The following is a 12,662-nucleotide window of genomic DNA, read 5'->3' on the forward strand; positions in this document are numbered from 1 at the left end:
CATTCGGTACTTATCGGGTGGAGGCGCTTGCATAATTGAACCGGAGAACCTAATGACCTGGTTACGTAACCGCAAAACGCTCGGCTTGGCAGCTCTTGCCACCCTTACGCTTGCCTCAACGCTGGCAAGCGCACAGCAATACCCGCTTGAAATCGAACATGCCCTGGGCACGACGGTACTTCAGGAAAAACCCGAACGGATCGCGACGGTAGCCTGGGCCAACCACGAGGTGCCGCTGGCGCTTGGCGTGGTACCGGTGGGCTTTGCTGCCGCCAACTTTGGCGCCCCCAACGGCGATGGCCTGCTTCCCTGGGTCGATGCCAAACTTGAAGAACTCGAAGTATCACCCCCGGCGCTCTTCGATGAAGGCGACGGCATTGATTTTGAAGCCGTGGCTGCCAGCCAGCCGGATGTCATCCTTGCCGCGTACTCAGGCCTTAGCCAGGCGGACTATACCACCCTGAGCCAGATTGCCCCGGTAGTCGCCTACTCCGAAGGGCCCTGGGCGACGGACTGGCGCGATATGATCCGTCTCAATAGTGCAGGCATGGGCATGAGCGATGAAGGCCAGGCGCTGATCGAGCGCCTTGATGCACAGATTGCCGATACCGCCGCGAACCACCCCGAGCTTGCCGGAAAAACGGCCATGTTCGTTACCCACCTTGACCCCACCAATTTGGGCCGCATCTCGTTCTATACCGACAACGATGCGCGGGTGCGATTTTTCCATGATCTCGGGCTGACCTCGCCTGAGGTAGTCAAACAGAACTCGGCCCCCGGAAAATTCTCGGGCGAAATCAGCTCAGAGCTGATCGATGAGCTTAATGATGTGGATATTCTCGTGACCTATGGCGGGCAGGCGCTGATTGACCAGCTCGAAGCCCACCCGCTGACCTCCCGGCTTCCGGTGGTTGAGCGCGGCGCCATCGTGTTGCTCGACAATAGCCCGCTGGGTACCGCGGCCAACCCTACTCCGATGTCGATTTCATGGTTGTTAGACGATTATGCTGACCTGCTCTCAGAAGCCGCCCACCACGCAGAGTAGCGGTGTTACAGCGCCTCACCTCAGGCCAGCCACTCGCACCACTCAATCGCGTAAAAAGCTGAGCACGCGCTTTGCGGGTGGCCTACTGCTGCTAGCGTTGCTTGCCCTTGCGTTAATGCTTTCCGTAGCGTTCGGTGCCCGCGAAGTTGGCTGGCCAGAGATTATTGCAGCGCTCAGCGGACAAGTTGACACCATTGGCGACGCCGCAGTGGCCAGCCGTTTGCCGCGTACTCTGCTGGCAGTGCTTGCTGGTGCCGCGCTGGGCGTATCGGGTGGCGTTATGCAGGGCCTTACGCGTAACCCGCTCGCAGACCCCGGCCTTTTAGGCGTGAATGCCGGGGCGGCGTTGGCGATTGTGATCGGCATCGCCTGGTTTGGGATCGATGAAACCACCGCCTATATTTGGACGGCCATTCTGGGGGCCGGGCTTGCCGCCGTGGCGGTTTACGCGATAGCAAGCCTCGCCCGTGGTGGCGCCACGCCCCTTAGGCTGGCGCTTGCCGGAGCCGCTACCACGGCGGCATTAAGCTCGCTTGCCACCGCCGTTATATTGCCACGTGGCGATATTGGCGGGCTGGTGCAGTCCTGGCTGGTAGGCGGTGTCGGCGGCGCCACCTATGAACAAATCACGCCCGTGCTGCCCTTTTTGGCTGCTGGTTTTGTAATCACCCTACTGGCCGCGCGTAAGCTCAACCTGCTGGCGCTGGGCGACGATACCGCCGCCGGGCTGGGCGAAAAAGTCGCCGTCGCCCGGGCCATGTCGGCGGTGGGCGCAGTACTGCTGTGTGGCCCTATCACCGCGATATGTGGCCCGATTGGTTTTGTGGGTTTAGTCGTGCCGCACGCCTGCCGACTGCTGGTCGGGGGCGATTACCGCTGGTTGTTGCCGTTCTCCGCCTTGGCAGGCGCTGTTCTGTTAACGCTTTCAGATGTATTTGGCCGACTGGTGGCGCACCCTTCCGAACTTGATGTGGGTATCGTCACCGCTTTTATTGGCGCGCCCGTGTTTATCTGGATCGTACGCAACCGCAAAGTAGGCTCCCTATGAACCGCCTGACGCTTCAACCAGCCGCCAGGTTCAGCCAAATGCGCCGGGTGCAAGCCAGACAGCGCGTGCGTATGCTGGCGATTTTAGGGGCTATCCTGCTAGCCGGTGTAATGTTGACCCTAACGCTGGGGCAGTCATTCACACCACTTACAACGGTGCTACGCATTCTCGGTGGTGCCGAGGTGCCCGGCGCAGGTTTTACCGTGCGTGAGTTACGCTTGCCACGCGCGGTTATCTCAATACTTACCGGCGCCTGTTTCGGCCTGGGGGGTATCGCCTTTCAAACCATGCTGCGCAACCCACTCGCCAGCCCCGATATTATTGGCATCAGCACCGGGGCGAGCACCGGCGCCGTGTTCGCTATCGTGGTGTTTTCCATGAGCGGCCCAGCCGTATCTGTCGTGGCAATTGTTGCCGGGCTAGGCGTTGCGCTGTTGATCTATATGCTTTCCTGGCGGCAAGGCGTCACCGGCGGGCGGCTGATCTTGATCGGGATCGGGCTCGCCGCGATGCTGCAAAGCGTTACCGCTTATCTGCTGATGCGCGCCCCCAGCTGGACGCTACAAGAAGCGCTGCGTTGGATTACCGGCAGCGTAAACGGTGCCCAGCTTGATCAGGCGCTGCCGTTGTTGATCGCCCTGCTGCTGTTCGGCGGGCTGCTGTTAAGCCGCAGCCGCGATCTTGAAACCCTGCGCATGGGGGATGATATCGCGGCGGGGTTGGGCGTTCGCTTAGCCACCACGCGTATTACCATTGTGATCTCGGCCGTGGCGCTGGTCGCCTTTGCCACGGCCGTTTCAGGCCCGATCGCTTTTGTGGCGTTTCTATCCGGCCCTATTGCGTCACGCCTGATGGCGCATCGCGGCTCGCTGCTGATACCTTCTGCGCTGGTAGGCGCCCTGCTCGTTCTACTGGGCGACTATGCGGGCCAGTTCTTGTTACCCGCCCGCTATCCGGTCGGCATTGTGACCGGCGTATTAGGCGCACCCTATCTGGTTTATCTGATACTTCGCGACAACAAAAGCAGAGGCACCCTATGAGCGCTTCGTCGCTACTCGCCCAGAGCCTGGTTGCAGGCTATGGCGAACGTACCATACTCAATGACGTCAGCCTGACGGTTCAAGCCGGGAAAACGACCGCCATTGTGGGCGCCAACGCCTGTGGAAAATCGACCCTTCTGCGCGTGCTCTCGCGGCTGCTTACTCCTGAACAAGGCGAGGTGCTACTCGATGGCAATGCCATTCACCGACTACCCACCCGCCGTTTAGCGCAGCAGCTGGGCTTTCTACCCCAATCTCCCATCGCGCCAGAAGGCATTACCGTGCTTGAACTGGTGAGCAGAGGCCGCCACCCGCACCAAGGGCTTTTCAAGCGGTGGAGTGCTGCCGACGAAGCCGCCGTGGCAGACGCCTTGAGTGCTACCCATATGACTGCTCTGGCCGAATGCGCGGTGGACGAACTCTCCGGCGGGCAGCGCCAGCGGGTATGGATCGCCATGGCGCTGGCCCAGCAAACCGACGTACTGCTGCTGGATGAACCCACCACCTTTCTGGATATCAACCACCAGATCGAAGTGCTCGACCTGCTTACCGACTTAAACCAGACCCGTGGCACAACGATTGTGATGGTGCTTCATGAGCTCAACCTGGCCGCCCGCTACGCCGATAGACTGGTCGCCATGGCGGGCGGCAACATCTACGCGGTTGGCGAACCGGAAGAAGTATTTACCGAACAGATGGTCCGTGATGTATTTGGCCTGGAAAGCCGAGTCATCGACGACCCGGTAACCGGCAAACCGATGATGATACCGCTGGGGCGGCATGGAGCGTGTAAATAAAGCAATACCCCTCTTTTGCAGCTAAAGAGGGGTATTTAATGTAGTGGCTGGCCTGAACAGGCGGGTAGAACATTACCCGCCTGACTCAACTCTTAGCAATCGATCTTGAGTGCTTTCAACCGCTCATTGTCGATTTCTATCCCCAGCCCCGGTAATTCAGATAAGGCCAGGCGGCCCTGAGAAAGCGTTAGCGGCTCCGTCAGAAGCGCTTCACGCAGCGGGTTGTCTGCCGACACGTCGAACTCAACCCAGGTCGGGGTGTGGGCTCGGTCCGGGTGCGGCTGCGGCGGGATCGCGGCCGCGAAATGCGCCGCCGCCATAATCCCAACGGCACTTCCCCAGACGTGAGGCGAGATTCTTAACCCGTTGAGATGGGCCATATCAGCGATGCGCAGTGCCTCTACATAGCCACCACACAGGTTGAGGTCCGGCATTAGAACGTCAACGCCTCCCGTGGCGGCCAACTCACGAAACTCCACTGCATTGACCGACGCCTCGCCCGCTGCAATGCGGCCTGCACGGCGAGCTGCAAGGCGGCGAAAACCGGGAAGATCCTCCGGCGCTACCGGCTCCTCAATCCAATAAGGACGCAGCGGTGTCAAAGCAGCCATCGACTCCAGCGCGATATCCGCCGTGTAGGCACCGTTAATATCCGCCATGATCGCTACATCATCACCCAGAATTTGGCGGGCACTCTGCATCCGCTCAAGGTCACTTTTGACGCCATGACCGATTTTAATCTTGTAGCCTTCAAACTGTCCGGCAACGCGTTCGAGCTGCGCTTCCAATGGCAGTGCCGCGGGCTCATGGAAATAGCCGCCAGACGCATACACCTGCACCGACTCTTGCTCTTCCCCGCCCAATAATCGGTAGATCGGTAGTCCCAGCAGTTTGCCCAAGGCATCGTGTAGGGCGATATCCAAACCACTAACGGCAGCAGCAAGCTGGCTTTGGGCACGTACGTGATAAAGCACGTTCGTCATACGCCGCCAGATCACTCGATGATCAAACGCGCTTTTGCCCACGTAAGCCTCGCGAAGGATATCCAGGTAGGCAAGTGTGGTCTTTGGCGGGCCATAGCATTCGCCAATACCTATAATACCCGCCGATAGACGCACGAAAACGAGAGTTGCCATTCGCGCATGGCCGATTTCCCGAGCGCTTCCATAGCCCCCGTCCGCCGGTAGATAGCTACCGATGGGCACCATATCAATCGCCTCTATAACAGCATCCTGGGCAACCGAGCGGTTATTTTGCAGATGGTTCATACGACTAAATCTCCAGACTAAATCAGGCTAGGCAGCCATAGCGTCAAAGCAGGAATAAACGTGATCAACAGCAGTGACACCAGAAGCGCCGCGATAAAGGGAAGCGTTGCCTTTACCGCACGGGGGAATGAGATATCGGCGACGCGAGCCAGAATGAAAAGCACTAGCCCAACCGGGGGCGTGAGTAGACCAATCATCAGGTTCAGCACCATAATGATGCCGAACTGAACGGGGTCGACGCCCGCTTGAATAGCCAGTGGCAGCAGCACGGGTGTCAGGATGGTGATGGCTGCAACCGTCTCCATAAAGCAGCCGACCACTAACAAAATCAGATTGATCAGTATCAGAATAACGATAGGATTATCGGCTACCGTCATCACCGCTTCTGCGAACGCAGCAGGAACGCCTTCACGCGTCAAAATCCAGGCAAAGATCGAAGAGGCGGCAACGATAAGCAGCACCACAGAAGTCATTTCCACCGTTTCGCGAAAGACGGTGATGATCTGACGCCAACCTGCGCTGCGATAAACCAGCGTTGCCAATACCAATACATAGGCCACGGCCGCAATAGCGCTCTCGGTTGGGGTAAAAATCCCCAGCACGATACCGCCTACGATAATGACGGGGATAAGCAGCGAAAGCGCTGCATGTATAAACGTAGAAAGCAGACGGCGTAGCGAGAAGCGCTCGCCAATCGGATAGCCACGCCGATGAGAGATCACTGCGACCATCGCCATCAGCATCGCCGCAATCAGTAAGCCAGGCACAATGCCGGCAATGAACAGCTGGCCAATGGATGCAGACGCCACAACCCCATAGACCACAAGCGGAAGCGACGGCGGAATAATCGGCCCGACTGTCGAGGAAGCCCCGGTAATTCCCACGGCAAAATCAACATCGTAGCCTTTATCGCGCATTGCCTTGATCTCAACGGCACCCAAGCCACCAGCATCAGCGATTGCCGCACCCGACATACCCGCAAATATCACCGAGGCGCCTACGTTAACGTGCCCCAGGCCACCGCGCGTCCACCCCACCATCGCATCGGCGAAGCGGAAGATTCGCTCGGTTACCCCGCAGACATTCATCAAGTTGCCTGCCAGGATGAAAAAAGGCACAGCGAGTAGCGGAAAGCTATCGACACCACCCACCATGCGCTGAATCAGAATAATATCCGGGATCCGGCCAGAGGCCAGTAGATAAACCAGCGATGACCCAGCCAACGCTACCGCGACCGGCGCACCGATCAATAGCAGACACGCCAACGCTACGAAAAGCAGAATGATCATTTCTCCTCCTTGCCTCGCCAGAAAGCAATGCCCTGGCGGGCCAAACGAAATGCCATCGCCGCGCAGGCTACGGCAACCACGGTATAAAGCCAGCCTTTCGAGATCGGCAGCGTACTCATGCTGGAATGCCAAACCCTTTGGCCGACCTGCCATGCAAGCCATGCCACGTAGCCAAAAAATGCTGCGCTAAGCAGGTTATTGAATCCTCGCAGCCAACGCTTCGCCTTATCCGGCAAGATGAGCTCAAGGATTTCCACGTAAATATGGCCACGTCGGGAAGCAGCGCCCGCCGCGCCAATGAACACCAGCAGCACCAATAGCATGCGGGCGCCCTCTTCAGTCCAGCCGATGGAGTGGTTAAATACATAGCGCGACAAAAACTGCGCAAAAACCACGCCACCCAGCAGCACCAGAACCCCTAGTGCCACATGATCTTCAAACACCCATTTGGGCGGCGGACTATCCGCGCAGACGCCAAGCGGTTGCTCAAGATCACTCCCGGCCACGCTCTCGCGGCCGGGTTGTGCTGACATCGCCGCTACTTCACCACGGTGATCGCCTTTATCCCCCATCATTACTCAATCGCCTCCAAACGCTGGTATTGATCAACGGTCCAACCGGCGTTCTCATCGGTCAGTTTCGGCCTTACCATTTCAGCGAAGGGTTCGCGGTCTACCTCATGCACTTGCGTTCCCTGCTCCTGGAACCAAGGCACCAAGTCTTGCTCTTGCTGGTGGATATCCAGGCTGCCCTGCTCGGCAGCTTCGCTGAAAACGTCCTGGAATAGCGCCTGATCCTCGGCGGAGAGCTGTGACCAAGCGCTACCGTTCATAATGATCGGCTGGCTATCAAAGATATGCCCGGTCAACGAAATATCGGACTGTACTTCATCAAACTTCATCGCCTGGATGATGGGCAAAGGGTTCTCCTGGCCATCAACCACACCTTGCTGAAGCGCCAGGTAGACTTCCGAAAAGGCGATTGGCGTAGGGTTGGCCCCCACCGCTCTGGGGAACATCAGTAACAGCGGAGCATCCGGCACACGAATTTTCATGCCCTGCATATCATCTGGGGTAAGGATCGGCTTATTGGCGGTGACGTGGCGCTGGCCGAAATAGATCAAACCAAGCGGTACATGCCCGGTAGTATCTTCATACCCCTCGGCAAGTTCCTGGAAAAGGTCGCTTTTTGAATAAGCCATCCAGTGATCAAAGTCTCGGAAAACGAAAGGCGCACTACCCAGCGCAATCGGCGGATAAGCATTCCCCGCGAATGCATTACCGGTATAAATGATGTCTACCGTCCCCAGGTCGAGGCCTTCGTTAAGCTCAACCTCATTACCTAGCTGGGATGAAGGAAAAACCTCAATACTGTGCCGCCCCTCGCTGCGCTTTTCGATTTCCTCAGCCGCCCATAGCGCCCATTTATGATGACTATGGCTTGCCTCATAGATATGACCAAACACAAAGTCATTAGCTTGAGCTAAAGGTGCTAACGACAACGCAAGAAGAAAAGTTGTTAGTTGATGACGTGCTCGCATTATTAACTCCTTATTAGTTTTCAACCCGCCCTTGACAGTACACTCCGGCTAAACAAATTTATCAATTTGTTTGTTGTGAGCTTAGAAAAATGGAAATATGGCTTTGTTTTAAAAGTAGAATAAATAAAATAAGGAGTTATTAAACGTGACAACAAAGACTAAGGTAGAAAAGACTAAAGACTTACATGAGGACATGCGAAGCTGGATTCTTCGCGGCCAATATCTTCGCGGTTCGCGGTTACCCACAGAGGCTGAGCTATCGAGCCGCTATGAGTTAAGTCGCAGCGCGGTAAGGGAAGTTGTTGCGCAACTGAAAGCTGAAGGCCTTGTAGCATCCCGCCAAGGTTCTGGACTTTTTGTCGTCGCAAGACCCACTACAGCACTTGATGCACCAAATTTTGTTAACAACTTTAGCGACATGATTGCGCTGTTTGATTTCCGAATGTTAATTGAAACTGAGTCGGCGGCTTTAGCTGCATCAAAACGTAGCGAAAGTGATATTGAGCGTATTGAAGCCAAGAGCCGCAATTTACAAGAAGTCTTTCGAAATGGCGGACAAGGCACTCAGGAGGATTTTGATTTCCATCTACAAATTGCTAAAACATCGGGTAATAAGTTTCTTCTTAGCTCCATATTAGCCCTACAAACTGGGGTGATTTTTTCTGCCAAACTAGGCCAAAAAACATCGGATTTACCCAGGTTTCTTCAGTCCAAACAGGTCACCCAGGAGCACGCTGCGATCATTGAGGCTATTCGTGCGGCTGATGAAACGCAGGCAAGAACGTCCATGCAGCGCCATATCGAAGCTTCACTTTCGCGCATTTTGCATGGCCAGCCGTAAGCGCAATATCTTTGCGCTTGGAAAACCGCGTCATCGACGACCCGGTAACCGGAAAACCGATGATGATACCGTTGGGACGGCATGGGGCATGCAAGCGTAAGCATGCATTTACTGCTGATATGGAGACACAGGCCTGAAGAAGATGTGGATGTGCTTGGCCGTTCTGTACAACCTGGTGCTTAAGGCAACTATCAAGCAATCCTTGGTAGCAGCCTTAACGTCACACCCCTTTATCGAAACTTAATGCCTGTTAAATGGGGGAAAGAGGCTGCTCAATGGCACGCCCAACCTGTAGCACTTTGGCGTCATCAAATGCCTTGCCCATAATCTGGACGCCTACGGGCAGCCCTTGATGATCCTTACCAAATGGCACCGTCAGTGCGGGTAGTCCTGTCACATTGGCGGGTGCGCATAAGCGCACATACGCTTCGGAGACACTCTCTTGGCTGCCGTCTTCCCAATCAAACGTATCCTGCTCCAAGCTTGCTGCTGTCTGGGGCACGGTGGGTGTCAGCAGAACGTCGATCTCTGAAAACAGGGAACACCAGCGCTTAGCGATGAGGCCTCGGGCACGCTGCGCCTTCAGATAAACGCCTGCTGGCAGCAGTTGTCCGGCTTCGAGCAAGGTGCGTACATCATCACCGTATAGCGATGCTGATTGGCGTATGTCCTTGGCGTGTACGGTTGCTGCCTCGGCCACCATCAGGCCCCACTGAGCCGGAATAAGGTAGTCAGCCAGCGGAATATCCACCTCCACCAGCACGGCGCCCTGTTGTTCCAGATGTGCTGCCGCACGCCTAACAGCCGCAGCGACTGGCTCCGCAACGTGGTCAAAATAATAGTTACGTGGGATACCAACACGCAGCCCATGCACACTCGACTGTGCGTTGATATCGAAAGAGGCAGGAGGAGTACGGCTAGCAGGGTCGCGCGCATCAAAGCCCATCACTGCCTGCAATAACAGGCCAACATCCTCTACCGTGCGCGCCATAGGGCCCGCATGATCGAGCGACCAGGCCAGGGGCATAGTGCCGTGGCGAGAAACCAAGCCATACGTCGGCTTGAATCCGACCAGCCCGCAAAGTGCTGCGGGCACCCGAATCGAGCCACCGGTATCGGTCCCCATGGCTGCCCAGGCTCCGCCGTAAGCAACCGCTGCTGCAGCCCCCCCACTAGAGCCCCCCGGCGTACGCTGTGGATCAAGCGGATTGCGCGTTTGTGGTGTGGTCAGGCCGAAAGCGAACTCATGCGTATGTGTCTTGCCCAGGATTATGGCTCCGCCACGCAGCAAGGCATCCGTTACCGCGCTGTTGGCCTCTGCCCGATGACCGTCCCGAACACGGGAGCTGGCAGTGGTGGGGTGGCCAGCAATATCGAACAGGTCTTTCAGTGCGACAGGAATTCCATGCAGCGGCCCACGATAACGGCCATGTTGAATGTCTCGCTCGGCCTTAAGTGCCTGCTGACGGGCGGCTTTTTCCCATACAGATACAAAAGCGTTGATCTCGAGCTCTCGCTCACCAATACGCGCCAAGGCTGCATCCACCAATTCTACTGGCGATAGTTCGCGTGCCGCGATGGCGGCACTGGCTTGGGCCAGTGTCAGGTTTAATGGGTTTAGCATGGTTTGTTCCCCTGGCTAGCATCAAAGGCAAATGAAGGAGTGCATGATTCATCGATAGGTAATTCGTCAAGCCGGGCAATGACCGTGTGTATGTGATGCAGCACATCAGCAATCATTGGCGCACGTTCAGAGTCCAGGGGCAGCCCCAGGCTGGTAGCTAGAGCCAGAGTTTCCTCGGCGGACATAGGAGAGACATTTTGAACAGTCATGCTTGATTTCCTTTCTTTATTGAAGTGCGCGCTTGCATAAGCAGCAGGATAATGGCGAGCAAGGCCAGTGCAGTGATCACCGCACCATAGATATTGACCGCAGCCAGCAAGCCGGCCTTCTGAGCCAGGAAGCCGACAGCCATCGTGGGCACGCTATGAGCCAGATAACTTTCGATATAAAACACGCCCATCAGCGCAGCACGTTCATGGGGCTCGGCCAACGGCAGAACACTGCGCACAGCCCCGAGAAAGCTCGCGCCAAACCCGAACCCCGCAATGACCGACCCGACCAACAGCAAGACAGCGTTTCCCTGGTTAGCCCCGACCAAAATGACGACCAGTCCTGCGACCAAAGCAAGTTCACCAGACAAGAGGGTTGTAAAAGAACGCAACTTGCGAGCCGCCAGAACCGCTGTGGCGCCGGTGAGCGTTAGTGCTGCGACGACAAACCCACCCAGCCATGGCGTGTTTACATGCGTAACGTCAACGACCAGCGATGGCATAAGCGATAGATAAAAACCACCTAGCATCCACACTGCCATGTTCGCAGGGGTGACAGATAACAAAGCCTTGCGCGCTTGCGGCGGCACGGTAAGGCGTGGTTTCAGGCTTGCCCATGCCCCCGGGCGATTCGCCGCCGTCTCCGGCGCCAACCAAATCAAGCCCAGCAACACCAGAAAAATAGCCAGCAGTAACACGTACACCATGTGCAGCGGATCAGGCGCCAATACAACCAACGAGGTACTGCCTAGCGCACCGGCTGCCATGCCAAGCAGCGGTGAGATGCTGTTGATCACAGCTCCCCGCTCCCGACCAACATCGAGTATCGCCGCACCAACTGCCGCAGTAGCCATACCAGTGGCAAAGCCCTGCAGAGCGCGCGCACCAATCAGCCAACTCGGCCCGGCCGCACACAAAAAGCCCACCATAGCGATGATCTGTAGCGACAACGCCAAGGTAATAACCGGGCGTCGGCCAATATGATCTGAAAGCCTCCCCGTCACCAGCAGTGCCAAAAGCAGTGCCAGTGCGTAAGCGGCAAAAACCACCGTCAACAGTGTTGCGCTAAAGCTCCACTGCTGCTGATAAAGCTGATACAGGGGGGTAGGCGCACTCGATGCTGCCAAAAAGGCAATCATTGTCGCGGTGTGCAGGAAAACAGAACGGGAGGAAGACAGATTCCAGTTCGAGGAACGGCGGAGGGGAGCAGAATCGTTGATGGACATGATCTCTCTCAAAAGGCAAAATATTAGCTTTAAAGAGCATAATCTCAATAAATCACTAACGCAAATATTTTGCTTTAGTGATTTATTGCACCGTACCGACGAATAGGCACTGAAGGAGCACATGATCAACAAACCCACCCCCCGTCCAGGTGGCCGCAGCGCTCGTATTCAGGCTGCCGTTCATCAAGCCGTTCGAGAGCTGCAACAAGAGCAAGGCCGGGCCGGGCTTACGGTGCCCGCTATCGCCACACGCGCTGAAGTCACCCCCTCGACGATCTACCGTCGCTGGGGTGATCTTGCCCAGTTACTGGCCGACGTTGCCGTCGAGCAACTACAGCCAGAGCAGCCGCCAGCCGATACGGGAAGTTTGCGTAGCGACTTATTAGCCTGGCTTGTTGAGTACTTTGAGGAAATGTCATCAGCCCCAGGGCGGGCGATGCTCCGCGATGTTCTAGGCACAGAAGGCCATACCAGCGCAGGTAAATGTGATGGCTTCTTGCGTCAGCAGATCGAAGTAATCAACGAACGCGGCCTCGCCAGAGGAGAGCAGCCGATAGATATAGAACTGGTCACCCAAATAGTAGTGGCGCCTCTGATGTACCGCATACTGTTTGCCAACGAAACACCGACTGAGCAGGCCATAGAAGCACTTTTCGAACAATTAGTAAGCTCAACAGATGCTTAATAAAAAAGCCCCGTGTTCTGGATAACACGGGGCTTTTGGCAAGGGGTGCT

General features: G+C 56.4%; 13 protein-coding genes. 6 read left to right on the forward strand and 7 right to left on the reverse strand.

The genetic code is table 11. The features are described from left to right. Nucleotides 1–52 precede the first annotated feature (52 nt). Genes ACT3R7_RS09260 through ACT3R7_RS09275 form a run of 4 tightly spaced genes read left to right on the forward strand, consistent with a single transcriptional unit; the run spans nucleotide 53 to nucleotide 3,930 of the window. Nucleotides 53–1,045: an iron-siderophore ABC transporter substrate-binding protein gene (locus tag ACT3R7_RS09260; RefSeq protein WP_192537576.1), complete on the forward strand. Its 993-nt coding sequence runs from the start codon at nucleotides 53–55 to the stop codon at nucleotides 1,043–1,045. Next, nucleotides 1,005–2,093 carry a FecCD family ABC transporter permease gene (locus tag ACT3R7_RS09265; protein ID WP_192537577.1) on the forward strand — a complete coding sequence of 363 codons (1,089 nt, stop codon included), beginning with the start codon at nucleotides 1,005–1,007 and terminating at the stop codon, nucleotides 2,091–2,093. Before ACT3R7_RS09260 ends, ACT3R7_RS09265 begins: the two co-directional genes overlap by 41 nt. Next, the gene (locus tag ACT3R7_RS09270; protein WP_192537578.1) at nucleotides 2,090–3,133 is read left to right on the forward strand and encodes a FecCD family ABC transporter permease; all 1,044 of its coding nucleotides are present in this window, start codon (nucleotides 2,090–2,092) and stop codon (nucleotides 3,131–3,133) included. Before ACT3R7_RS09265 ends, ACT3R7_RS09270 begins: the two co-directional genes overlap by 4 nt. Continuing rightward, complete coding sequence (locus ACT3R7_RS09275; RefSeq protein ID WP_192537579.1) at nucleotides 3,130–3,930, forward strand: ABC transporter ATP-binding protein; 801 nt, start codon at nucleotides 3,130–3,132, stop codon at nucleotides 3,928–3,930. Before ACT3R7_RS09270 ends, ACT3R7_RS09275 begins: the two co-directional genes overlap by 4 nt. Nucleotides 3,931–4,022: 92 nt before the next feature. Here the strand turns inward: ACT3R7_RS09275 and ACT3R7_RS09280 are convergent, their stop codons facing one another. Genes ACT3R7_RS09280 through ACT3R7_RS09295 form a run of 4 tightly spaced genes read right to left on the reverse strand, consistent with a single transcriptional unit; the run spans nucleotide 4,023 to nucleotide 8,027 of the window. Continuing rightward, nucleotides 4,023–5,198, reverse strand: a complete 1,176-nt coding sequence (locus ACT3R7_RS09280) for a mandelate racemase/muconate lactonizing enzyme family protein (protein ID WP_192537580.1) — start codon at nucleotides 5,196–5,198, stop codon at nucleotides 4,023–4,025. 17 nt (nucleotides 5,199–5,215) lie between these two features. Continuing rightward, complete coding sequence (locus tag ACT3R7_RS09285; protein WP_192537581.1) at nucleotides 5,216–6,487, reverse strand: TRAP transporter large permease; 1,272 nt, start codon at nucleotides 6,485–6,487, stop codon at nucleotides 5,216–5,218. Continuing rightward, on the reverse strand, nucleotides 6,484–7,062 hold the full coding sequence (locus tag ACT3R7_RS09290) for a TRAP transporter small permease (RefSeq protein WP_192537582.1): 579 nt from the start codon (nucleotides 7,060–7,062) through the stop codon (nucleotides 6,484–6,486). The genes ACT3R7_RS09285 and ACT3R7_RS09290 overlap by 4 nt, the downstream gene beginning before the upstream one ends. Then, nucleotides 7,062–8,027: a sialic acid TRAP transporter substrate-binding protein SiaP gene (locus ACT3R7_RS09295; RefSeq protein WP_192537583.1), complete on the reverse strand. Its 966-nt coding sequence runs from the start codon at nucleotides 8,025–8,027 to the stop codon at nucleotides 7,062–7,064. The genes ACT3R7_RS09290 and ACT3R7_RS09295 overlap by 1 nt, the downstream gene beginning before the upstream one ends. Nucleotides 8,028–8,172: 145 nt before the next feature. Here ACT3R7_RS09295 and ACT3R7_RS09300 point away from each other — a divergent pair, with 145 nt between their 5' ends. Continuing rightward, nucleotides 8,173–8,868, forward strand: a complete 696-nt coding sequence (locus ACT3R7_RS09300; protein WP_192537584.1) for a FadR/GntR family transcriptional regulator — start codon at nucleotides 8,173–8,175, stop codon at nucleotides 8,866–8,868. A 250-nt stretch (nucleotides 8,869–9,118) separates the two neighbouring features. Here ACT3R7_RS09300 and ACT3R7_RS09305 read toward each other — a convergent pair whose 3' ends face one another. The 3 genes from ACT3R7_RS09305 to ACT3R7_RS09315 are packed head-to-tail and all read right to left on the reverse strand — an operon-like array spanning nucleotide 9,119 to nucleotide 11,927. Continuing rightward, nucleotides 9,119–10,492 carry an amidase gene (locus ACT3R7_RS09305; RefSeq protein ID WP_192537585.1) on the reverse strand — a complete coding sequence of 458 codons (1,374 nt, stop codon included), beginning with the start codon at nucleotides 10,490–10,492 and terminating at the stop codon, nucleotides 9,119–9,121. After that, entirely contained in the window at nucleotides 10,486–10,701 is a 216-nt protein-coding gene (locus ACT3R7_RS09310; RefSeq protein ID WP_192537586.1) for a hypothetical protein, read from the reverse strand. Before ACT3R7_RS09310 ends, ACT3R7_RS09305 begins: the two co-directional genes overlap by 7 nt. After that, complete coding sequence (locus tag ACT3R7_RS09315; RefSeq protein ID WP_225736096.1) at nucleotides 10,698–11,927, reverse strand: MFS transporter; 1,230 nt, start codon at nucleotides 11,925–11,927, stop codon at nucleotides 10,698–10,700. The genes ACT3R7_RS09310 and ACT3R7_RS09315 overlap by 4 nt, the downstream gene beginning before the upstream one ends. 121 nt (nucleotides 11,928–12,048) lie before the next feature. Between ACT3R7_RS09315 and ACT3R7_RS09320 the strand changes: the two genes are divergently transcribed. Beyond that, complete coding sequence (locus ACT3R7_RS09320) at nucleotides 12,049–12,612, forward strand: TetR/AcrR family transcriptional regulator (RefSeq protein ID WP_192537587.1); 564 nt, start codon at nucleotides 12,049–12,051, stop codon at nucleotides 12,610–12,612. Nucleotides 12,613–12,662: the final 50 nt, after the last annotated feature.

The organism is Halomonas sp. AOP43-A1-21 (assembly GCF_052376775.1).
GTDB classification, from domain to species: domain Bacteria; phylum Pseudomonadota; class Gammaproteobacteria; order Pseudomonadales; family Halomonadaceae; genus Vreelandella; species Vreelandella colorata.

What these genes read in the sequence shown, in the direction of transcription:
- ACT3R7_RS09260 (WP_192537576.1), top strand. Translation starts at nt 53, where the DNA reads ATGACCTGGTTACGTAACCGCAAAACGCTCGGCTTGGCAGCTCTTGCC.
- ACT3R7_RS09265 (WP_192537577.1), top strand. Translation starts at nt 1,005, where the DNA reads ATGCTGACCTGCTCTCAGAAGCCGCCCACCACGCAGAGTAGCGGTGTT.
- ACT3R7_RS09270 (WP_192537578.1), top strand. Translation starts at nt 2,090, where the DNA reads ATGAACCGCCTGACGCTTCAACCAGCCGCCAGGTTCAGCCAAATGCGC.
- ACT3R7_RS09275 (WP_192537579.1), top strand. Translation starts at nt 3,130, where the DNA reads ATGAGCGCTTCGTCGCTACTCGCCCAGAGCCTGGTTGCAGGCTATGGC.
- ACT3R7_RS09280 (WP_192537580.1), bottom strand. Translation starts at nt 5,198, where the DNA reads ATGAACCATCTGCAAAATAACCGCTCGGTTGCCCAGGATGCTGTTATA.
- ACT3R7_RS09285 (WP_192537581.1), bottom strand. Translation starts at nt 6,487, where the DNA reads ATGATCATTCTGCTTTTCGTAGCGTTGGCGTGTCTGCTATTGATCGGT.
- ACT3R7_RS09290 (WP_192537582.1), bottom strand. Translation starts at nt 7,062, where the DNA reads ATGATGGGGGATAAAGGCGATCACCGTGGTGAAGTAGCGGCGATGTCA.
- ACT3R7_RS09295 (WP_192537583.1), bottom strand. Translation starts at nt 8,027, where the DNA reads ATGCGAGCACGTCATCAACTAACAACTTTTCTTCTTGCGTTGTCGTTA.
- ACT3R7_RS09305 (WP_192537585.1), bottom strand. Translation starts at nt 10,492, where the DNA reads ATGCTAAACCCATTAAACCTGACACTGGCCCAAGCCAGTGCCGCCATC.
- ACT3R7_RS09310 (WP_192537586.1), bottom strand. Translation starts at nt 10,701, where the DNA reads ATGACTGTTCAAAATGTCTCTCCTATGTCCGCCGAGGAAACTCTGGCT.
- ACT3R7_RS09315 (WP_225736096.1), bottom strand. Translation starts at nt 11,927, where the DNA reads ATGTCCATCAACGATTCTGCTCCCCTCCGCCGTTCCTCGAACTGGAAT.
- ACT3R7_RS09320 (WP_192537587.1), top strand. Translation starts at nt 12,049, where the DNA reads ATGATCAACAAACCCACCCCCCGTCCAGGTGGCCGCAGCGCTCGTATT.